The organism is Aromatoleum buckelii, from assembly GCF_012910785.2.
GTDB lineage: Bacteria > Pseudomonadota > Gammaproteobacteria > Burkholderiales > Rhodocyclaceae > Aromatoleum > Aromatoleum buckelii.
The window spans coordinates 477,265-495,484 of the sequence record NZ_WTVH02000008.1 but is presented as its reverse complement, the minus strand read 5'-3'; the positions used below and the strand labels follow the sequence as shown (position 1 = coordinate 495,484).

The 18,220-nt window shown below is 68.0% G+C and carries 21 protein-coding genes; 15 read left to right on the top strand and 6 right to left on the bottom strand.

Annotated elements, in window-relative coordinates:
* Positions 1–31: 31 nt before the first annotated feature.
* Positions 32–1,261 (bottom strand): Eco57I restriction-modification methylase domain-containing protein, encoded by a 1,230-nt coding sequence (locus tag GO608_RS04155; RefSeq protein ID WP_169199284.1) that lies wholly within the window; start codon positions 1,259–1,261, stop codon positions 32–34.
* Positions 1,262–1,445: 184 nt separating this feature from the next.
* Here GO608_RS04155 and GO608_RS04150 point away from each other — a divergent pair, with 184 nt between their 5' ends.
* The 3 genes from GO608_RS04150 (at position 1,446) to GO608_RS04140 (ending at position 3,576) form a co-directional block, all read left to right on the top strand.
* Complete coding sequence (locus tag GO608_RS04150) at positions 1,446–2,234, top strand: EcsC family protein (RefSeq protein ID WP_211159463.1); 789 nt, start codon at positions 1,446–1,448, stop codon at positions 2,232–2,234.
* A 65-nt stretch (positions 2,235–2,299) separates the two neighbouring features.
* Complete coding sequence (locus GO608_RS04145) at positions 2,300–2,698, top strand: DUF488 domain-containing protein (RefSeq protein WP_169199285.1); 399 nt, start codon at positions 2,300–2,302, stop codon at positions 2,696–2,698.
* A 389-nt stretch (positions 2,699–3,087) separates the two neighbouring features.
* Positions 3,088–3,576 (top strand): chaperone NapD, encoded by a 489-nt coding sequence (locus GO608_RS04140; RefSeq protein ID WP_169199286.1) that lies wholly within the window; start codon positions 3,088–3,090, stop codon positions 3,574–3,576.
* A 43-nt stretch (positions 3,577–3,619) separates the two neighbouring features.
* Here the strand turns inward: GO608_RS04140 and GO608_RS04135 are convergent, their stop codons facing one another.
* Entirely contained in the window at positions 3,620–4,672 is a 1,053-nt protein-coding gene (locus GO608_RS04135; protein ID WP_169199287.1) for an extracellular catalytic domain type 1 short-chain-length polyhydroxyalkanoate depolymerase, read from the bottom strand.
* Positions 4,673–4,944: 272 nt separating this feature from the next.
* On the opposite strand from GO608_RS04135, the gene GO608_RS04130 reads away from it, so the two are divergent.
* Positions 4,945–5,922 (top strand): MBL fold metallo-hydrolase, encoded by a 978-nt coding sequence (locus GO608_RS04130; RefSeq protein WP_169199288.1) that lies wholly within the window; start codon positions 4,945–4,947, stop codon positions 5,920–5,922.
* Between the two features lie 3 nt (positions 5,923–5,925).
* Here the strand turns inward: GO608_RS04130 and GO608_RS04125 are convergent, their stop codons facing one another.
* Positions 5,926–6,645 carry a DUF1499 domain-containing protein gene (locus GO608_RS04125; protein WP_169199289.1) on the bottom strand — a complete coding sequence of 240 codons (720 nt, stop codon included), beginning with the start codon at positions 6,643–6,645 and terminating at the stop codon, positions 5,926–5,928.
* Positions 6,646–7,017: 372 nt separating this feature from the next.
* Between GO608_RS04125 and GO608_RS04120 the strand changes: the two genes are divergently transcribed.
* The 11 genes from GO608_RS04120 to GO608_RS04070 all read left to right on the top strand — a co-directional run bounded on the left by GO608_RS04120 (position 7,018) and on the right by GO608_RS04070 (position 15,611).
* Positions 7,018–7,548 carry a SoxR reducing system RseC family protein gene (locus tag GO608_RS04120; protein WP_169199290.1) on the top strand — a complete coding sequence of 177 codons (531 nt, stop codon included), beginning with the start codon at positions 7,018–7,020 and terminating at the stop codon, positions 7,546–7,548.
* 13 nt (positions 7,549–7,561) lie between these two features.
* Positions 7,562–8,143, top strand: a complete 582-nt coding sequence (gene rsxA / locus GO608_RS04115) for an electron transport complex subunit RsxA (protein ID WP_169199291.1) — start codon at positions 7,562–7,564, stop codon at positions 8,141–8,143.
* A gap of 13 nt (positions 8,144–8,156) precedes the next feature.
* Positions 8,157–8,687 (top strand): RnfABCDGE type electron transport complex subunit B, encoded by a 531-nt coding sequence (locus tag GO608_RS04110; protein WP_169199292.1) that lies wholly within the window; start codon positions 8,157–8,159, stop codon positions 8,685–8,687.
* 9 nt (positions 8,688–8,696) lie between these two features.
* Positions 8,697–10,223 carry an electron transport complex subunit RsxC gene (rsxC, locus tag GO608_RS04105; RefSeq protein ID WP_169199293.1) on the top strand — a complete coding sequence of 509 codons (1,527 nt, stop codon included), beginning with the start codon at positions 8,697–8,699 and terminating at the stop codon, positions 10,221–10,223.
* Positions 10,220–11,296 carry an RnfABCDGE type electron transport complex subunit D gene (locus tag GO608_RS04100; RefSeq protein WP_169199294.1) on the top strand — a complete coding sequence of 359 codons (1,077 nt, stop codon included), beginning with the start codon at positions 10,220–10,222 and terminating at the stop codon, positions 11,294–11,296. Before rsxC ends, GO608_RS04100 begins: the two co-directional genes overlap by 4 nt.
* Positions 11,293–11,928 carry an RnfABCDGE type electron transport complex subunit G gene (locus tag GO608_RS04095; RefSeq protein WP_169199295.1) on the top strand — a complete coding sequence of 212 codons (636 nt, stop codon included), beginning with the start codon at positions 11,293–11,295 and terminating at the stop codon, positions 11,926–11,928. Before GO608_RS04100 ends, GO608_RS04095 begins: the two co-directional genes overlap by 4 nt.
* Positions 11,925–12,602, top strand: a complete 678-nt coding sequence (locus GO608_RS04090; protein WP_169199296.1) for an electron transport complex subunit E — start codon at positions 11,925–11,927, stop codon at positions 12,600–12,602. The genes GO608_RS04095 and GO608_RS04090 overlap by 4 nt, the downstream gene beginning before the upstream one ends.
* Positions 12,603–12,621: 19 nt before the next feature.
* Entirely contained in the window at positions 12,622–12,921 is a 300-nt protein-coding gene (locus GO608_RS04085) for an RnfH family protein (RefSeq protein WP_041645975.1), read from the top strand.
* A 246-nt stretch (positions 12,922–13,167) separates the two neighbouring features.
* Positions 13,168–13,608, top strand: a complete 441-nt coding sequence (locus GO608_RS04080) for an acyloxyacyl hydrolase (protein WP_281505705.1) — start codon at positions 13,168–13,170, stop codon at positions 13,606–13,608.
* Between the two features lie 68 nt (positions 13,609–13,676).
* A complete protein-coding gene (locus GO608_RS04075; RefSeq protein WP_169199298.1) occupies positions 13,677–14,915 on the top strand; it encodes a DUF2254 domain-containing protein in 1,239 nt (412 codons plus the stop codon).
* Positions 14,916–15,131: 216 nt separating this feature from the next.
* Positions 15,132–15,611, top strand: coding sequence for a DUF4112 domain-containing protein (locus GO608_RS04070; RefSeq protein WP_169199299.1), 480 nt, complete (start codon positions 15,132–15,134; stop codon positions 15,609–15,611).
* A 120-nt stretch (positions 15,612–15,731) separates the two neighbouring features.
* Here the strand turns inward: GO608_RS04070 and GO608_RS04065 are convergent, their stop codons facing one another.
* The 3 genes from GO608_RS04065 to GO608_RS04055 all read right to left on the bottom strand — a co-directional run bounded on the left by GO608_RS04065 (position 15,732) and on the right by GO608_RS04055 (position 18,217).
* On the bottom strand, positions 15,732–16,211 hold the full coding sequence (locus GO608_RS04065) for a DUF456 domain-containing protein (RefSeq protein WP_169199300.1): 480 nt from the start codon (positions 16,209–16,211) through the stop codon (positions 15,732–15,734).
* 97 nt (positions 16,212–16,308) lie between these two features.
* Positions 16,309–16,734: a PilZ domain-containing protein gene (locus GO608_RS04060; protein WP_169199301.1), complete on the bottom strand. Its 426-nt coding sequence runs from the start codon at positions 16,732–16,734 to the stop codon at positions 16,309–16,311.
* A 61-nt stretch (positions 16,735–16,795) separates the two neighbouring features.
* Positions 16,796–18,217 carry an FAD-dependent oxidoreductase gene (locus GO608_RS04055; protein ID WP_169199302.1) on the bottom strand — a complete coding sequence of 474 codons (1,422 nt, stop codon included), beginning with the start codon at positions 18,215–18,217 and terminating at the stop codon, positions 16,796–16,798.
* Between the last annotated feature and the right edge of the window lie 3 nt (positions 18,218–18,220).

Genomic DNA, 18,220 nt, shown 5'->3' with positions numbered 1-18,220 from the left:
CACCAGCCGGCGTGGCACGCTCCCACGCCACTCAGACCGCGACGAAGGCCCGGAAGTGCTCCGGCAGCGGCGCATTTTCGAGGCTGCGCTGCGAAAAGAGGAAGCGGCCGTCGCAGACGAAACCCAGATCGGCCCAGTCCACATCGTTCAGCGCAGCGCGGAAAGCGGCGATATCGATGTCCGCGCGGCGCGGAAAAACCGCCAGCACGGCGCCATCGTAATGGCAGCAATCGTGCAGGAAAAACGGCCGTGGCGTGCGCGTGCGGCCATTGACGTACACGCGCGGCTGCGCCGACTGATGGTAACCGCGCCCCCAGTGCCACCAGTTCGACTCGTCGAAAGGCTGGACGCGGCGCGCGATCAGCCGCGCCTTGTGCGCGAGCAGCGCCGGCGGCGGCGGATCGCCCGGCGCGATCCACAGCATGCGGCGCGTCTCGCCGGTCCTGCCCGTCGCCGAGCAGACGAAATCCCGGTTCGCGCCTGCCGCACCGGCGTATAGGTCGTCCGCGCCCGAAACCGCACCGACCTTGACGAACGCGACGTCCGACAGCCGCAGCGGATAGTCGCCGCGCGCGAACATCAGGTGCCCGGCACATTCGACGAGGTGGCGCGCCTGCCAGCGCGGCGCGGCGAGTGCGGCGGCAAGCCGGTCGGCGACGCCGATCTGCGCGTAGCGCATGTCGCGCGCGAAGCGGTCCTTCTCGAAGCGCCAGATCAGGCAGTTCGGCACCGCGTCGTCGAACACCCGCGCGTCGCCGAGTTCGATCGCGTCGGTGATCGTGCCGGCGGCGAACAGCAGCCGGTTGAGCTTGACCGCCGACGTCCCCTTGAGGAAGTCGCGCGGCGTGATGAAGATCAGCTCGCCGCCCGGCGCAAGATGACGCACGCACTTCTCGATGAAGAACAGGTACAGGTTCGAGCGCCCGTCGAAATGTTCCGTGTGCAGCAGTCGTCGCGTCGCCGGCGGAATGTCCTGGAAGCGTACGTAAGGCGGATTGCCGATGATCGTGTCGAAGCGCTCGGCGACCGGATAGGCAAAAAAATCCACGTTCAGCGCGCCCGGCGGGCAATGCGCGCAGTCGAACTCGATGCCCACCGCGCCGGGCAAGTGGCGCAGGAACGCGCCGTCGCCGCACGCCGGCTCGAGCACGCGGCCGCGATTGCGCCGCAGCGCGAGCATCGCCTGCACGACCGGCTCAGGCGTGAACACCTGGCCGAGCGCCGCCACGTCACGCAGTCCGAGTTCGAGCTGCACATTCATGTGCGGCAGTCCGCAGCGCCGGCACGGGAGGACTGCACGGGTTTCATCGGGATCCTCAGGCTCGTATCAAGAAAGGGCAAAGCCTGTGAAGATAAACTGCCGCGCAGGTCGGCGCAACGCGCGGCGTCCGCGAGGGAACCTGTCTTCGCCGCCCCACCTCTGACTTTCGATACCGGAGCCATCCATGGGACTGACCGCCGCAGACATCGAAGACCTGCGTCGCGCACGCGCGCTGCTCGAGAATCCCGGGCTGGCCGCGCGCATCAGCGACGTCGTCGGCTCGCCGATCGAGCGCGGTTTCGGGATGCTGCCGAAGAGCTGGAACGCGGCGGTGATGAACGCGACGCGCAAGGCGATCGAGACCGCGCTCGACGTCGCGCTGCGCACGCTCGATCGCGAACGCACCGAGACGCGGTCGACGACCTCGAACCGCTGGCACAAGCTCGCAGTCGGGACGACGGGCGCGGCGGGCGGCGCGCTCGGCCTCGCGGCGCTGGCGATCGAGCTACCGCTGTCGACGACGATCATGCTGCGCTCCATCGCCGAGATCGCGCGCAGCGAAGGCGAAGACCTCGGGTCGGCCGAAGCGCGCCTGCAGTGCGTCCAGGTGCTCGCGCTGGGAGGGAAATCCGGTCATGACGACGCGGCGGAGACGGGATACTTCGCGGCGCGCGCGGCAATGGCGAAAGCGGTCTCCGAAGCGGCGCGATACGCCGCACAGCAGGGCGCGATCTCCCGCGGCGCGCCGGCGATCGTGCAGCTCATCACCCAGATCGCGTCGCGCTTTTCGATCACCGTGTCGCAGAAAGTCGCGGCACAGGCCGTGCCGGTCGTCGGCGCGCTCGGCGGAGCGGTGATCAACACCTTGTTCATCGACCACTTCCAGGACATGGCCCGCGGCCACTTCACGGTGCGCCGCCTCGAACGGGTGCATGGTGCCGACGAAGTCAGGCTCGTCTATAAGGAACGATGAAGCTCGCCGCGGGCGGCGCCCGCCCCCGCCGGCGCCATTCCCCGGCAACACACGAGGAGGCAGCGATGGTCGTTCGTATCGTGCGGCTCGGCACGCCCCGGGCCGCAGATGAAGGGGTGCGCATCGGGACCGTACGCCGCCCTCCGCGCGGCGTGCCGAAAACCGAGTTCGCGTCGCGCGACTGGTACGACGTCTGGTATCCGAACCTCGCGCCGAGCGTGGCGACGATGAAAATGGCGCAACATGCCGCCACGCCCGCCGACTGGCACGCTTTCGCGAAGCACTACCGCGCCGAAATGGCGACGCCCGAGAACAGCCGCTCGCTCGACGTGCTTGCGGCGCTGTCGCACAGTGCGAACTTTTCCCTCGGCTGCTATTGCGCCGACGAATCGCACTGCCATCGCTCCATTCTTCGCGCGCTGCTGGTCGAAAAAGGCGCGCGGGTCGATCCTGCCGGCTCCTGAATCCTGCGCCTGCACAGCGGGGGCGCGGAGATCCCTGACGAAAGGGCAGACTGAGGAATTCTGCGCGCGAGTACCGATCGAAGCATCAGTGGACCGGGAAAGTGCCGGCAGCCCGCCCTCGCCCTCAGCCCCGTGACAGCAGCACACGAATTCTCCGGCCGCGTTGTTCCGGCCGCATCCATTGGATGAATCTACCGGTTGTTAGGCCTATCGAATACCCATTAAGCTGTATCCTTCACATGGCTTCCCGCAGGAGGGCCGCGTTGGCCCACGACAAACCCGTGACTGCACTGGGAGCGTCGGAAACCGGCGCGCGGACCGCAGGCATGCAGACGGAACATCGTCGCCTCCCGTTTCTGTGCAGCAAGCCTTGTTCTGGAGCGATGGCAATGGATGCACGATCGAGTTCCCAATGGAAGAAGCCCCACCAGCTTCCGCGCCTGATTCTTCTCGCGCTGGCAGGTGTTTTTCTCGGCATCGCTGTCAACCCGGCGCTCGCGCTGTTGCCGGTCGCGCTCCACTTCCTCTTCAGGAGCTTCGGCGCACGATACGGCTCCGCGGCCGAGGGTTCTTCGCCGCTGGTTGCCGACGATTGTCCAGCGCATGTCCCAGGCATTCTCGTCGAGACCGAACCCGCACGCACCGCGGAGGTCGCCCGGGCAATCGCGGCAGTGCCCGAGCTCGATATCTGCACGATCAACCCGGCGGGCAAGCTCGCCGTGATCAGCGACTGCACGCGTTTTTCCGACACTCTGGAACTGGTCGGCTGGATACGGGAAATCCCCGGCGTCGTGAGCGTGACGCCGGTGTACCACCGCGAACACGGCGCCGCAGCGAACGACCCGTCGCGGCGGCGCGAAGAACACCGCGCTCCTTAGCCCGCTCGCCCGAGCCAGCCGCCGAATTGCATCCGCCACTGCGTCACTCGACACACGCGTCGAAGAAGCGCCAGAAAAGCTTCAATGCGTCAGGTCCGCGCGGATCTGAAAAAGCCTGCTTCGCTGCCCCGCCGCTCCACGCATGGCCGAGCCCGGCGACGCGGATCATCCGCACGTACGCGCGGCGGTCACGCTTCCAATCGGTCACGGCATACGGATAGCGCGCACCGCGCCGCGCGGCCCGGGATATTCCCGCCGACGCGACGACCGGCGCCATCAGTCCGAGCCAAAGCGCGACCGATTCTTCGGCGTTCGCCCATGCGACGCTGCGGTCGGCTTCGCCGTGGATCACGATCAGCGGCGGCAGCCGGCGCCCGCCGAGCCGCTGGCGCAGCCCGGCGAGTTCGGGCGAGCGCCGGCCGCGCATCGCGTGCCCGGCCTGCAGCGCCGACGATGCGCTGTGCGGCACGGCGCCCGAGTGCGTGCCGACGGCGGCGAACAGCCCCGGATAGCGCAGCGCGAGCGTCAGCGCCATCGCGCCTCCTGCCGACAGGCCGAGTGCGAACACTCGGTCGGTCCGCAACCGATGGGCGTCGCAGACGTGATCGACGATGGCTTTCAGGATCGCGGCTTCGGTCGCGACGACCGGCTCGCGCCCGAACCAGTTCCAGCAGCGGTTCGGGTTCGCCTCGGAGGCCTGTTCCGGCAACAGCACGGCATAGCCTCCAGCGCGGGCATTCGCCGCGGCGCGCGTCGTCGCCGCGAAACTCGCCGAATCCTGGCCACAGCCGTGCAACAGCACGACCAGCGGCAGCGGCCGGCGGACACCCGGCGGCAGGTACAGGCGGTAGCGGCGCATCGCCATCGGCCCGAGGCCCCAGCGGCCGACTTCCCAACGCCCGCCGCCGCGCGTCGCGGGAGGGGGCGTCGGTGTCGCGACGCCGGTCAAGAGCTGCGTCGCGGCTTTGCGCAGCGCCGGTCCGGCGCGCTTCGCCGTCGCCTTGCCGGCCGCCCGGTTGATCTTTCCCGACGCGCGGGCGGTCGTCCGGGCGAGATCGAACCACACGCCGACCCAGGCGGATTTTCGTGCTCTCATCCGCGATTTCTCCCTGTGATGGCGACACCGGCGAATTGCGTTGCACCCTGCCGGGATGCCCAACGATAACCACGATCGCCGCGAATGCCCGCAAGCCTTTGTTTCATCCCCGCTGCGCGCCGAAGGCTGCGGTGCCTCCGCGCCGCTCGCGCTTGCCCCGGCCCTCACAGGCCGGATGCCGACCGGTGGTCTAAGCTTCGGGAAAGTTTTCCGGCGTTGAAGGCGCATCATCGTGCGGAATCGCGCTGCCCGCCGTCCACGGAGGGAAAAGAATGAAAACGACAGCTTTCGCGCTCGCGTTCGCAGCGATCGCAACCCCGCCGGCCACTGCGGCGACGCCGGCTGCGCCTGACGCAACCGTCAGGATCACTCCGCTCGGAAGCCACGACGGGGAATTCTGCGCGTTCGACCGCGCGATGGTGTTCGAGGACCCTGACGGCACTCGTATTCTCTATGACGCCGGACGCACGGTGCGCGGCGCGGACGACCCGCGGCTCGGCCAGATCGACGCGGTGCTGCTGACGCACGTGCATGGTGATCATCTCGGCGACGCGCACACGCCGGCGGCGAACGCGGGGGAATGCGGCAAACCGGATGCTTCGGTGAAGGTGACGCCGAATTCCAACACCGTGAACATCGCCGTCGGCAAGAAAGCGAAACTGATCGTCGGCGGCGAGATGCACGGCTTTCTCGCCGCCCGTGTCAAGGCGGCGGGCGGCGACCCGAAACAGGTCCAGCTGCTGCGCTTCGGCGGCAGCGCAAAAGTCGGCGGCGTCACCATCGCCAGCGTGCCCGCGGTCCACAGCAACGGCCTCGACCCGGCGTTTCTCGACGACGGCCACGCCGAAGCGCTGAAAGCCGCCGGACTGACCGCTTACGTCGGCCCGCCCGGCGGCTACGTGCTGAAGTTCTCGAACGGCCTCGTCGCGTACCTGTCCGGCGACACCGGCGTGACCGCCGAGCAGGATCTCGTCGTGCGGCGCTTCTACGATGCGAAGCTCGCAGTGATCAACATCGGCGGCACTTTCACGGCGGGCCCGGCCGAAGCGGCTCACGTCATCAACGAAATGGTCAAGCCGAACGCGGTGATCGCGTCGCATGCGAACGAGGCGGCGACGCGCGATGGCCAGTTGCTGCCCGAGACGCGCACCGCGCAGTTCGGCAAGGCCCTGACGGCGCCGATGCGCGTGCCGCTGAGCGGCCGGACGATGACGTTCGACGCCGACGCGAAATGCCTCTCCGGCTGCTGAACGTCAATCGGCGGAGTCCGCGAGCCTCGCCAGATAAGCCCGGATGCGCTTCGCGTTGGCGCCGACGTCGCTGACGCCGACGCGTGACGCCGAGCGGACGTCGATGCGGCTGCCGCCCTCTATCGATGCGACGCGCACGACGACATCGTCCCTGAAGCCGAACCACAGTGTCGTCGCCGTCGCTTCGATCCGTCCCGCGGCAGCATCCTGCGCGACGATCTCCCAACCCATCGCGCGCGCCGCCCGCAACGCGTGCGCGAAAGCGTCCGCGGGCGGCAGCGGCAGCACCAGCGGGCGGATGTCCGGATAGGCGCGGCGCTGCGCTTCGGCAACCGCCGGGCCGCCATGCTCGGGCGGATTCGACGCGTCGCCCCGCTGCGCCAGTACCGCGACGAAAGCCGGCGGATTGTCGAGGTCGGTGCTGATGTCGTGAATCCGCGGCACTTGGCCGGCCGCCTGCATCCAGTACACCGGCACGGCCGCGACGGCGAGGCCGAGCGCGAGCGCCGCGGCGAAGCTGCGCCCGTGTCCGGCGCGCAGCTTCGGCACGATCAGGCCGACGAGCGCAACCGCGGCCGCCCCCACGCCGAAATACGCGGCCCATTTCAGCAGCATGAATCCGGTCGGAAACGGCCACAACCCGAAGCGCGTGCCCGAGCCGGATAGGAACAGCATCACGGCGGCGAGGATCGCGACGCCAAGCGTGAGGCGGGACAGCATCATGTCGAAGTCTCCTCGGTCAGATTCCCGCACCCGCGAGTGCTCCGCGGCCAATATCCTGCCCGCGCGAACGTCCGGCCGCCGGATTCGGACAGCAACTATAGGACACCGTCTCTGCTCCGGCTGCCGTTTTTGTCAGGATCAGTGATCGCAGGGAGCCCGGAATCGGGAAAAAAAGCGACGTCCCGAACGCGCGCCTTGCGTTACACCCATTGACTTTTGTCCTTGGTTTTATGTATCGTTTGCGCCGCTGATTGTTTGATGTCAATCTTTTTGCTGCGCTGCCGTGCGCAGGACGACGACCGCGGGAAAAGACCCGGTTTCGATCCGTCACAGCGGCAACGACATCATCTCGACGAAGGAGGCTCGGTCAACATGAATGCGCGGGAACATGACGGCATCGCCCGCAGCGGCGCGCCGCTGCTCGAAGGCACTGCGCGCGTCGTCGGGATCACCGGCGCCGTCGCGTGGCTCGAGCCGGAGCCGAGCTCCGGGTGCGGCAGCTGCGCGGCCGCGCGGAGCTGCGGTTCGGCGACATTCGCCCTCGCCAGCGGCGCCGGCACTTTCTCGCGCCGGATGGCGGCGCGCCGTTTTCCGGTCGACACGGGCGCCGACGGGCCGGGCCTCGAAGTCGGCGACCGCGTCGTCGTCGGCGTCGGCGAGGACGCGCTCGCGACGGCTGCGTTGACCGCCTATGCGCTGCCGCTCGCGATCATGCTGGGCGCCGGCGCGACCGCCGAGTTTGCAGGCGGCAGCGACGTGCTCACTTTCGGCGCGATGGCAAGCGGCCTCCTGCTCGGCCTCGCGATCGCCCGCCGCCTCGCGTCGCGACTCGCCACAAGCGGCAGCACGGTGCCGCGCTTCCTGCGCCACGCGGGCCCCGACTTTTCCCGCAATCCGGCCTGAGCGGGAGCACGCGATGCACGAATATGCGCTCCTGCTGCTGTCGACCGCTCTCGTCAACAACGTCGTGCTGGTCAAATTCCTCGGCCTGTGTCCGGCGATGGGCGTGTCGAAAAGCATGGATGCGGCCCTCGGCATGGGGCTGGCGACGACTTTCGTCATCACGCTCGCGGCAGCCGCGAGCTGGATGCTCGAGCACTGGCTGCTGGCGCCGTTCGACCTCGGCTTCCTGCGCATCCTGAGTTTCATCCTGGTCATCGCGGCGGCCGTGCAATTCACCGAAATGGCGATCCGCAAGACGAGCCCGGCGCTGTACCAGAGCCTCGGCATTTACTTGCCGCTGATCACGACGAACTGCGCAGTGCTGGGTGTCGCGCTGCTCAACGTGCAGCAGGGCTACGGCTTCTTCAAGAGCGTGCTGTTCGGCTTCGGCTCGGCGCTCGGCTTCACGCTCGTGCTGCTGATCTTCGCCGGCCTGCGCGAACGCCTCGCGCTCGCGTCCGTCCCGGCCGCTTTCGCCGGCGCACCGGCCGCATTCATCACGATCAGCCTGCTCAGCCTCGCCTTCATGGGGCTGTCCGGGCTGGTCGCCGCTTAAGGAGGGGAAACAGGTGCTTTTCGCCGTCGTCAGTCTGACTCTTCTCGGCGCCGCGCTCGGCGTCATGCTCGGTCTCGCCAGCCGCTTTTTCGCCGTCGAGGCGAATCCGGTCGTCACCGAACTCGAAGCGATGATGCCGGGCTCGAACTGCGGCCAGTGCGGTTTCCCCGGTTGCGCCGGGGCGGCAGCGGCAATCGCTGCGGGCACTGCGTCCCCGGCCTGCTGCCCGCCAGGCGGGCGGGCGCTTGCCGAAACGATCGCCGCGCGGCTCGGCATCGCCGTCGACCTCGCCGGCCTGCGTGACGAAGGCCCGAAAGTCGCCGGCATCAGGGAAGATATCTGCATCGGCTGCACGCGCTGCATCAAGGTCTGCCCGACTGACGCGATCCTCGGCGGACCCAAGCAGATCCACAATGTGCTGCGCGATGCCTGCACCGGTTGCGGCAGTTGCATCGAGCGCTGCCCGACCGAGGCGATGGCGATGCAGCCGTTGCCGGTCACGCTGCAGCAGTGGGTCTGGCCGAAGCCTGCGGCTTGCGCCTGAGGAAACGAAATGGGCTTCATCGACCGCTTCCTGCGCACGCGCAAATTCAGCCGCGGCATCCACCCCGAAGACCACAAGCGGCCGGCGGCGGACGCGCTGGTGCGCAAAATGCCGCTGCCCGAGCGGCTCTACGTGCCGCTCTTGCAGCACGTCGGCGCGCCCGCGCACGCTGCCGTCGCCGTCGGCGACACCGTTCAGAAGGGACAGCGGATCGCCGCGCCGCAGGGCGCGATCTCCGCTGCGATCCATGCGCCCACCTCCGGGCGAATCGTCGCGATCGGCGACATCGTCGCGCCGCACCCGTCGGGGCTGCCGGTCGCGGCGATCACGATCGACAGCGACGGCCGGGACGAGTGGACGACGCTGACGGCGTGCGCCGACCCGTTCGCGCTCGAGCCGGCCGAGATCGGCCGGCGCGTTTCGGCAGCCGGCGTCGTCGGTCTTGGCGGCGCGGCGTTTCCGTCGGCGGTCAAGCTCAGCGGCGGGCGCGACGCGAACGTCGACCTGCTGATCATCAACGGCGGCGAGTGCGAGCCATTCCTGTCGTGCGACGACCGGCTGATGCGCGACCGCGCGGAAGAAGCCGTCGATGGCATCGCGATCATGTTGCACGCGGCCGGCGCGCGCGAAGCGCGCATCGGCATCGAGGACAACAAGCCCGAAGCGATCGCCGCGATGCGCGCCGCCGCGGCCGGACACCCTAAAATCCGGGTCGAACCGGTCCCGACGCGCTACCCGATGGGGTCGGAGAAACACCTCGTCCTCGCGCTCACCGGGCTCGAAGTGCCGGCGCAGGGCCGCCCGGCGGACGTCGGCGTCGTCGTGCACAACGTCGCCACCGCGGTCGCCGTGCGCGACGCAGTGCGTTTCGGCCGGCCGCTGGTGTCGCGGCTCGTGACCGTCAATGGCGCGTGCGTGCGCGAGCCCGGCAACGTCGAAGTGCTGATCGGGACGCTCGCCGACGAAGTCCTCGAGTTCTGCGGCGGCCTGCGCGCGGATCGCGGGGCACCGGCGCGCCTGTTAATGGGCGGTCCGATGACGGGGATGCAAGTGCCTTCGCTGCGCGTGCCGGTCATCAAGGGCACGGGAGGCATCCTCGTCCTCGATGCCGACGAAGTCGGCTTGCGTACGCCCGGCCCGTGCATCCGCTGCAGCACCTGCGTGCGCGCGTGCCCGGTCGGCCTGTTGCCGCTCGAGATCGCGCGCCGCATCCGGGCGGGCGATCTCGACGCTGCGGTGAAGTTCGGCCTCAAGGACTGCATCGCATGCGGTTGCTGCGCGTACGACTGCCCGTCGCACATCCCGCTGGTGCAGTATTTCCATCACGCCAAAGGCGAGCTCGCCGCGCGGGACCGCAACAAGCTCCGCAACGAAGCGACGAAGACGCTCGCGCAGGCAAGGGCCGAGCGGCTCGAACGCGAGACGCGCGAGAAGGCCGAGACCGCCGCGCGGCGCAAAGCGGGGCCCGACCCGCAACCGGCGCCGGCGCCCCGGCCTGCCGGCGCCGCCGCACCACCGGCAGGAGAATCCGCATGAGCACGCTACCTCCCGCTTCGCCGCACGCGCATGGCGGAGCGTCGATCGCGCGGACGATGCGCCACGTGCAGCTTGCGCTGCTGCCGGCGACGCTGTTCGGCTTCTGGCTTTTCGGCTGGCCGGCCGTGCATCTTTTCGTCATCACGGTCGGCGCGTGCGTGCTGACCGAGCTCGTCTGCCAGCGCCTGATGCGCGTCGAGAGCAGCCTCGGCGACGGCTCCGCCGTCCTTACCGGCTGGCTCCTCGCGCTGTCGCTGCCGCCGTGGGCACCAGCGTGGATCGGCGCGCTCGGCGGCTTCATCGCGATCGCGATCGGCAAGCAGCTGTTCGGCGGCCTCGGCCAGAATCTTTTCAACCCGGCAATGGTCGCGCGCGTCGCGCTGCTGGTGTCGTTCCCCGTCGTGATGACCCAGTGGGTCGCGCCGCTGCCGATGACGGCGGACGGCGCCCCCGGCTTCGGCGAAGGGCTGCAGATCACGCTCGCGTCGCCGCCCGCTCCGGACGCGATTGCGTCGGCGTCGCTGCTCGGCCACGCGAAGACGGAACTCTCTCGCGGCGTCGACGTGCTGCACGCGATCGGCGCGGCGACCGATCCGCTATTCTCGTGGGTCGGTTCGCGCGCCGGCAGCCTCGGCGAAACGGGCGCGATCTTCCTTCTCGCCGGCGGTCTGTACTTGCTCGCAACCGGCGTCATCCGCTGGCATATTCCGCTCGCCGTGCTGGCCGGACTCGCGATCCCTGCGGCAATCGGCCACGCGCTCGATCCGGCGCATTACCTGCCGGCCTCCGCCCATCTGCTGTCGGGCGCGGCGATCCTCGGCGCGTTTTTCATCTCCACCGACTACGTGACGTCGCCGAACACCGCTTTCGGGCAGCTCGTCTTCGGCTTCGGCATCGGGCTCCTGACGTGGATCATCCGCAGCTGGGGGGGCTATCCGGAAGGCATGGCGTTCGCCGTGCTGCTGCTGAACGCGCTGACGCCGGTAATCGACCGCTACTGCCGGCCGCGCATCCTCGGCAGGACTTACCGCGGCGCCCCGATCGATGCGGCCGCGCAGCGAGGTGTGAAGTGAGCGGGACGGAACGCGCTCCGGCGTTCGACGCGCTCCGCGAGACGCTGCCCTACCAGCCCGTGCTGCTCGGCGCGATCGCGCTGCTCGCCGGCACTGCGCTCGCGTGGGCGTTCGACGCGACGAAAGTGCCGATCGCCGCCGCGGAAGAAAAAGACATGCGCCTGACGCTCGCTCAGGTGCTGCCGCGCGGTTTCGCCGACAACGACCTACTGCGCGACGTCGTCGAGCTCGACGGCCCGAAAGGCAAGGTCACGGTGCATCTCGCGAAGCATGCGGGCATGCCGGTCGGCGCGGTATTCAAGACTGCCGAGCGCGGCTACGCTGGCGACGTGACGGTGCTGATGGCCGTCGACGCGCGCGGCACGGTGCTCGGCGTGCGTGTCCTCAAGCACACCGAGACGCCCGGCCTCGGCGACAAGATCGAGACCGCGAAGTCGCGCTGGATCGACGGCTTCGCGGGCAAGTCGCTCGCCGACCCGGCACCCGCAAAGTGGGGCGTGAACAAGGACGGCGGCGTCTTCGACGCGTTCGCCGGCGCGACGATCACGCCGCGTGCGGTCGTCAAAGCGGTCAAGGGCGGGCTCGACTTCTTCGCCGCTCATCGCAGCGACATTCTCGGAGACAAACCATGAACATCGGAGGCATCGTCAGGGACGGCCTGTGGGAGAACAACGTCGTCTTCTCGCAGATGCTCGCGCTGTGCCCGACGATGGCGGTCACGACGACCGGCACAAACGCGCTGGCGATGGGGCTGGCGACGACGGCGGTGCTCGTCGTGTCGAACGCCCTCGTGTCGATGATCCGCAACGTCGTCAGCTCGCAGGTGCGCATCCCCGTCTTCGTCGTGCTGATCGCGACGCTCGTGACGATCGTCGATATGGCGATGAACGCGTGGGCGCACGAACTGCACAAGATCCTGGGCCTTTTCATCGCGCTGATCGTCGTCAACTGCGCGATCCTCGGACGCGCCGAAGCGTTCGCGAGCAAGAACGGCGTCGCCGCCTCGGCGCTCGACGGGCTGGCGACCGGGCTCGGCTTCACGCTCGCGCTGACCGTGATCGGACTGATCCGAGAACTCCTCGGCTCCGGCACGCTGTTCGCGCAGGCGAGCCTGCTGCTCGGGCCGGGCTTCGCGTTTCTCGAGATGCGAGTTCCGGAATACGACGGCGCGCTGCTGATGATCCTGCCCCCCGGGGGCTTCGCGGTGCTCGGGCTGCTCCTCGCGGCCAGGCGCTTATTCGAAACACGGCGCGAAACCCGGCGGCAGGCAGTGCCGCAGGTGCCCGCCTCCGCGCCGGCCGCTTGAGGGAGAAATGGAAATGCCCATGAAAATCGGAGTCGCCTATTCGGAGCCGTCGCACCAGGTGTGGCTGAACCTCGAAGTCCCGGACGGAACCACCGTCGGCGCGGCAATCGAGCGCTCGGGCATCCTCGCGCAGTTCCCGCATATCGACCTGACGGTGCAGAAAGTCGGCGTTTTCGCCAAAGTCGTGAAACTCGACACTCCGCTCAGGCACGGCGACCGGGTCGAGATCTACCGCCCGATCACGTGCGACCCGAAGGCGGTGCGTAAGAAAGCCGATGCCGACGACACGTCCGCGAAACCCGAAGCGATCCCGGCCTGACCGCCGGGGAAAAGCCCGGAATACCCGATCCCATTCCCCATTTCCCCTATTTTCTTTGTGTATTCAATAAGTTTTTGCGTTTGACGTCCATCAATTTGCCGGAAAACTTCCGTCTCTAAACTTTGCACCACCTCACAGGGGGTATCCAACTAACAAAAAATAGGCATTTCGATGAACAAAACGTTTTTGGCCGGCGCTCTTGCAATTTTATTCGCGGGGAGCGGCGGCGCTGCGCAGGCGGCCGATGTGACTTTCGCTGTCGGCCAGACCGGTGACTCGACGGCGGTTTATCGGGTCAGCACCCAGCTCGACTTCGGCACCCGCTGGCTGCAGAGCAGCACGGGGCATCTCGGCGGTTACTGGGATGCCGGCTACACGTACTGGGAAGGCGACGAGACTGCCAGCAACCACAGCCTGTCCTTCAGCCCGGTGTTCGTCTACGAATTCACCGGCAAGACGTTCCGGCCTTATGTCGCGATCGGCATCGGGATCGCGGCATTCAGCAGCACCGAGGTGGAAGGCAACGACCTCGGCTCATCCTTCCAGTTCGAGGACCGCGTTGGCTTCGGCGTCCGCTTCGCCGATCAGGAACTCGGCGTGCGGGTGATCCACTATTCCAATGCCGGGCTCAAGCAGCCGAACGGTGGCGTCGAGACTTACACGCTGCATTACCGTTTGCGCTTTTGAAAAGGGCAAAGCGTCACGGCCGCCAGGACTAGAATGGCTGCCATGCTTGAACGGACAGGAAATCCGGTTTGTCGCGCCTGCGCTGGCTGATCATCGAAGTCGGCCGGCGTCTTTGGGTGCGGGCGACGCTCTTCGCCGTGGCCGGGATACTCACTGCCGCCGCCGGAATCGTCCTCGCGCCACTCATTCCTGCCGATTGGTCGGTCAAAATCGGGGCTTCGAGTATCGGCAACGTGCTGGAGATACTCGCATCGAGCATGCTGGCCGTGACGACGTTTTCACTGGTGACGATGGTGTCCGCTTATGCCACCGCTTCAAGCGCGACGACGCCCCGGGTTGCCGATCTGCTGATACAGGACAGCAGCGCCCAGAATGCGCTGGGCACTTTCGTCGGCAGTTTCCTGTTCAGCCTGGTCGGCATCATTGCGCTTAATGCTGGCGTATATGGAGACAGTGGCCGGGTGGTGCTGTTCGTCGGCACGATCGGGATCATCGGCGTCATCGTGCTCACCCTGCTAGCCTGGATCGACTTGCTGGCACGTTTCGGCCGTGTCGGCGATGCCATCGAACGCGTCGAGGCCGCCGCCGGCGATGCGATACGCGCGCGCTGGAAGCATCCATCCCTCGGCGGGCGGATGCGGATCGGACCGCCGCCGGCCGTCGCTTCCGTCACCAGTACCCGGATCGGCTACCTGCAGCACATCGACGTGGACACGCTCGAGCGGCTGGCTTGCCAGGCAGGCGGCGAAATCCATGTCGACGCAATCCCCGGGGACTTCGTCGATACGGTCGTGCCGCTTGCCTGGTTCGATTTCGTGGCCGATGACAAAGTCCTGCAAGCCGCGCGCGAGGCTTTCAATGTCGGCGAGCGACGCTCCTTCGATCAGGATCCTCGCTTCGGCGTCGTCGTGTTGTCGGAGATCGCATCGAAAGCGCTATCGCCGGCCATCAACGATCCCGGCACCGCAATCGCGACACTCGCCGCACTGGCCCGCGTGCTCGCCCTGCTGGCCGACCCTCGGGACGAAGACAGCGAAATCTTGCATCCCCACGTTTTCATCCCGCCGCTCGCGATCGAAGATCTTTTCAACGATGCGTTCTCGCCCATTTCCGAGGCCGGAGCCGGCACGCTGGCAGTGGGCATCCGGCTGCAAAAAACCTTGCGGTCGCTGTCCCGCCTGGCCCACCCGGCCTTTCCGGCTGCGGCGCGACAGCAGTCGCAACTGGCACTCGGGCGTGCCCGACACGCCCTGCCACTGGAAGAAGACGTAGCGAAGATCGAACAGCTCGCAGCCGCCCTCGGGTGATCCCTGGAACTCCACCCCACGACCCCATCCCCTCGACGGGCGCGTGAGGAACGCCGTTTGCACAGCAACGGCGGTCGTCGGCGACGCCGCCCGACCTCCCGATTCCCGTCCACCCGCTCCCCGCACCATGTCCGACGATCCGCTCCCCGAAATCCCGCCACCCTCACACAACGCCCCCCGCTGCAGCCCGGGGTCGCCACGCGCGAAAGGTAGCCGATGAAAGCGCGGCGCGACGCCGCCCGCACGCGCGAGAAACTGCGCGCGCTCGCGTGGCTGCTCGACAGTTCGATCCGGCTGCCCGGCGGCTTCAGGATCGGCATCGAGGCATTGATCGGCCTCGTGCCGTTTCTCGGCGATGCGGTGGGGGTGGTGCTGTCGGGCTACATCGTTCGCGAGGCTGCGCGGCTCGGCGTCCCGCGCAGCGTGCTGCTGCGCATGATCGGGAACGTCGCCGTAGAAGGGCTCGTCGGCCTCGTGCCAATCCTCGGCGACGTGTTCGACGCGGCGTGGAAAGCGAACCAGCGCAACGTGCAGCTGCTCGAGCAGCACCTCGACGACCCGACCGCAAGCACGCGCAGCAGCCGCCGCCTCGTCGCGCTGGTCATCGTCGCGCTCCTCGTCGTGATGCTGATCTTCGCGACGATCTCCGCGTTTTTCGTCAAGGCGATCCTCGCCGCCGTCGGCGGCGGCGGATGAGACAGTACGCGAGGGGAATTCGCCGGAGCGGCAGCCGCCCGCTGGTTGCCGCCGCGCTTTGCCGAAGGCGTGTCTTGACCGTGACGCCCCACCGGAACCGACGCGTACCCCCGACCCACTTCAAACCAGCCACGCGAGCGCAAAGATTCCGAGCATTGCAAACGTGAGGCCGAGCTTGGCGACGATCGCGATCACGAAGCCGAGGCCGGCGGCCAAGCCTGCCCGCGCGGCTTGGCCGTGACTGCGGCGCGCGATCAGTTCTCCGGCGGTTGCGCCGATGATCGGGCCGACGACGACGCCGATGAAGCCGCCCAGGATGCCGAGCACGGCGCCGACGAGCGCGCCAGTGACCGCGAGCCCGCTCGCGCCGACGCGTTTGACGCCTAATGCCGACGCGAGATAGTCGACGAGCCAGGCCAGCGCCGCGAGCGTCCCGAGCACGCCGACCGTGACCCCGCCGACGCGCACGTAACCGTCCAGCCACGCGAGCAGCCACAGGCCCGCAAAGACGAGCGGCGTTCCCGGCAACAGCGGCAGGATCACGCCGGCGATCCCGGCGACGATCGCGACAACCGCGACGATCAGCAGCAGCAGTTCCATGACGTCTGGCGTCGGGAAAGAGCAGGAGACCACGGGGTCGAGATCATAGGGTCAGCTCTTGCAATGCAAGCTCGCGTCTTGGCGCATTGCCAGGCACTCAGGAGTGTTCGTTGCCCGCCTCCGGGAACTGTCCGGCGAACCGGTGGATCCATTCGAACGCCGCTTCCTCGGCGCTCAACTCGCGCCCCTCGATGCGTTGCACGCTGCGTCGGTATTCCTCGATGTGGCAGACCTGCTCGACCATGCGGGTGCGATAGGCTTCGTCGGCATCGAGAAACTGCACGCCGAGCTCGAAGCTGTCTCCGGTGCGCCGGCACCAGGCGACACGGCCGCAGGTTGCGAACGTCGGTTCGATAAGCGGAATGCGCACCTCGACGAGGCTGCCCGGCGCGATCTCGGAGTCCGAATCGAACTCGAGTCCACCGAGGCTCACGTTCCCGGCGGGACGAAGCTCGCTGCCCGCGTGCTCGCCGGCACGGACTTCGATCGGAATGCTGACCGGATGTCGTATGAAATGCCTCATGGCCGTCCTCGGGCGCGCTCCGTCCATCGTAAGGTGACGTCATCGACCGCCGCGGCCACGTTCAGCGCTCCCGCTGACCGAGGTCCGCGCCTTGGCGCAGCAGTTCGTTCTGCACTGCGGAGACGGACAGCGCGCGCGGGGCCTGGTCGTGGCGCGCGGCCAAGGCGGCACACACTCCCGCCGCCTGGCCGGTGGCCACCGAGATCGGCATCACGCGGAACGACGAATGGGCCTCGTGGGTGCCGGAAATGCCGCGACCGGCGACGAGCAGATCGTCGACCCCTTGCGGGATCAGGCAGCGCAGCGGAATGTCGTAGGCTTCCCCGGGCGGGATGCGCTTGAGCACCGTGCCCTTGCCCTCCGGGTTGTGGATGTCCACCGGGTAGGTGCCGCGCGCGATGACGTCGTCGAACTTGCGCGCGTGCAGGAGATCGTCCGCGGTGAGACAGTATGCGCCCAGCACGCGCCGGGTCTCGCGCACACCGATGGTGACGCCGCTCTGCAGCGCGTAGGCCTTCTCGAACCCAGGCACGTAGCGCTGCAGAAAGTGCACCACCTGGCGCATCTGGCGGCGGCTTTCAATCTCGGCGTAGGTGAGGTCCCACACGTCGGTGCCCAGCACCCGCGTCACCCGCGTGCTGTTCACGCTCACTTCGCCCTCGTGGGGCGTGGCGAAGAACAGGATGTCCTCGCGCGTGAGCTCCAGCTCGCCCGCTTCCGTGGCCTTGCGCACCAGGTCCCACAGGCCATGGACCCCACGCCACTGGTCGGGGTGCTGCTCGGCGTAGGCGGCGAAAGCGGCGCGGGCGAACTCTCCCATGCGGAACATCAGGGTCATCGGTTGCACCAGGCCGTCCGGATCACGTCCGATTTCGTAGCGTGCGCCCGCCTGCGCCGCTACGTCGGAGTCTCCCGAACAGTCGACGACCACCCGCGCCTTGACCACCACCGGTCCGGATTTGGTCTCGAACACCACTCCGTCGCGTACGCTCTCGCCGACGAGGCCGCTTGCCAAGGCGTGGAACAGCAGCTCGACGCCTGCCTCGTCGAGCATTTCCATCGCCACCAGCTTGAACGATTCCGGATCGAAAGGCACCACGTAGCCGGTCTCCAGGGTCGGTGCCAGCGCCCCGCCCGCCGCCACCAGGCGCTGAGTTAGCTCCTTCAGCGCGCCGGCGATGACCGGATGACCGGGACCGTGGTCGTCCGGCAGCAGATTCGTCACCCCCTGGAGCCTGAAGGTGGGCCGCTGCGTGTGGAAGGACATCAGCGGCATGACGAGTGCCGCCGTGGCGTTGCCGCCGAGAAAGCCGTAGCGCTCGACGAGCACGGTGCGCGCACCCGCCCGTGCCGCTCCGAGCGCCGCGCCGATGCCTGCCGGGCCGCCGCCCACCACCAGCACATCGGTCTCGGCCGCGAGCACGGCCGAGCGCGGCGGCAGCGTGATCGAACGAATGGACGAGGGTTTGCTCAGCGCCGGCACGGG

What these genes read in the sequence shown, in the direction of transcription:
- GO608_RS04130 (WP_169199288.1), top strand. Translation starts at nt 4,945, where the DNA reads ATGAAAACGACAGCTTTCGCGCTCGCGTTCGCAGCGATCGCAACCCCG.
- rsxA (WP_169199291.1), top strand. Translation starts at nt 7,562, where the DNA reads ATGCACGAATATGCGCTCCTGCTGCTGTCGACCGCTCTCGTCAACAAC.
- GO608_RS04060 (WP_169199301.1), bottom strand. Translation starts at nt 16,734, where the DNA reads ATGAGGCATTTCATACGACATCCGGTCAGCATTCCGATCGAAGTCCGT.
- GO608_RS04065 (WP_169199300.1), bottom strand. Translation starts at nt 16,211, where the DNA reads ATGGAACTGCTGCTGCTGATCGTCGCGGTTGTCGCGATCGTCGCCGGG.
- GO608_RS04145 (WP_169199285.1), top strand. Translation starts at nt 2,300, where the DNA reads ATGGTCGTTCGTATCGTGCGGCTCGGCACGCCCCGGGCCGCAGATGAA.
- GO608_RS04135 (WP_169199287.1), bottom strand. Translation starts at nt 4,672, where the DNA reads ATGAGAGCACGAAAATCCGCCTGGGTCGGCGTGTGGTTCGATCTCGCC.
- GO608_RS04090 (WP_169199296.1), top strand. Translation starts at nt 11,925, where the DNA reads ATGAACATCGGAGGCATCGTCAGGGACGGCCTGTGGGAGAACAACGTC.
- GO608_RS04155 (WP_169199284.1), bottom strand. Translation starts at nt 1,261, where the DNA reads ATGAATGTGCAGCTCGAACTCGGACTGCGTGACGTGGCGGCGCTCGGC.
- GO608_RS04100 (WP_169199294.1), top strand. Translation starts at nt 10,220, where the DNA reads ATGAGCACGCTACCTCCCGCTTCGCCGCACGCGCATGGCGGAGCGTCG.
- GO608_RS04140 (WP_169199286.1), top strand. Translation starts at nt 3,088, where the DNA reads ATGGATGCACGATCGAGTTCCCAATGGAAGAAGCCCCACCAGCTTCCG.
- rsxC (WP_169199293.1), top strand. Translation starts at nt 8,697, where the DNA reads ATGGGCTTCATCGACCGCTTCCTGCGCACGCGCAAATTCAGCCGCGGC.
- GO608_RS04125 (WP_169199289.1), bottom strand. Translation starts at nt 6,645, where the DNA reads ATGATGCTGTCCCGCCTCACGCTTGGCGTCGCGATCCTCGCCGCCGTG.
- GO608_RS04070 (WP_169199299.1), top strand. Translation starts at nt 15,132, where the DNA reads ATGAAAGCGCGGCGCGACGCCGCCCGCACGCGCGAGAAACTGCGCGCG.
- GO608_RS04085 (WP_041645975.1), top strand. Translation starts at nt 12,622, where the DNA reads ATGAAAATCGGAGTCGCCTATTCGGAGCCGTCGCACCAGGTGTGGCTG.
- GO608_RS04120 (WP_169199290.1), top strand. Translation starts at nt 7,018, where the DNA reads ATGAATGCGCGGGAACATGACGGCATCGCCCGCAGCGGCGCGCCGCTG.
- GO608_RS04150 (WP_211159463.1), top strand. Translation starts at nt 1,446, where the DNA reads ATGGGACTGACCGCCGCAGACATCGAAGACCTGCGTCGCGCACGCGCG.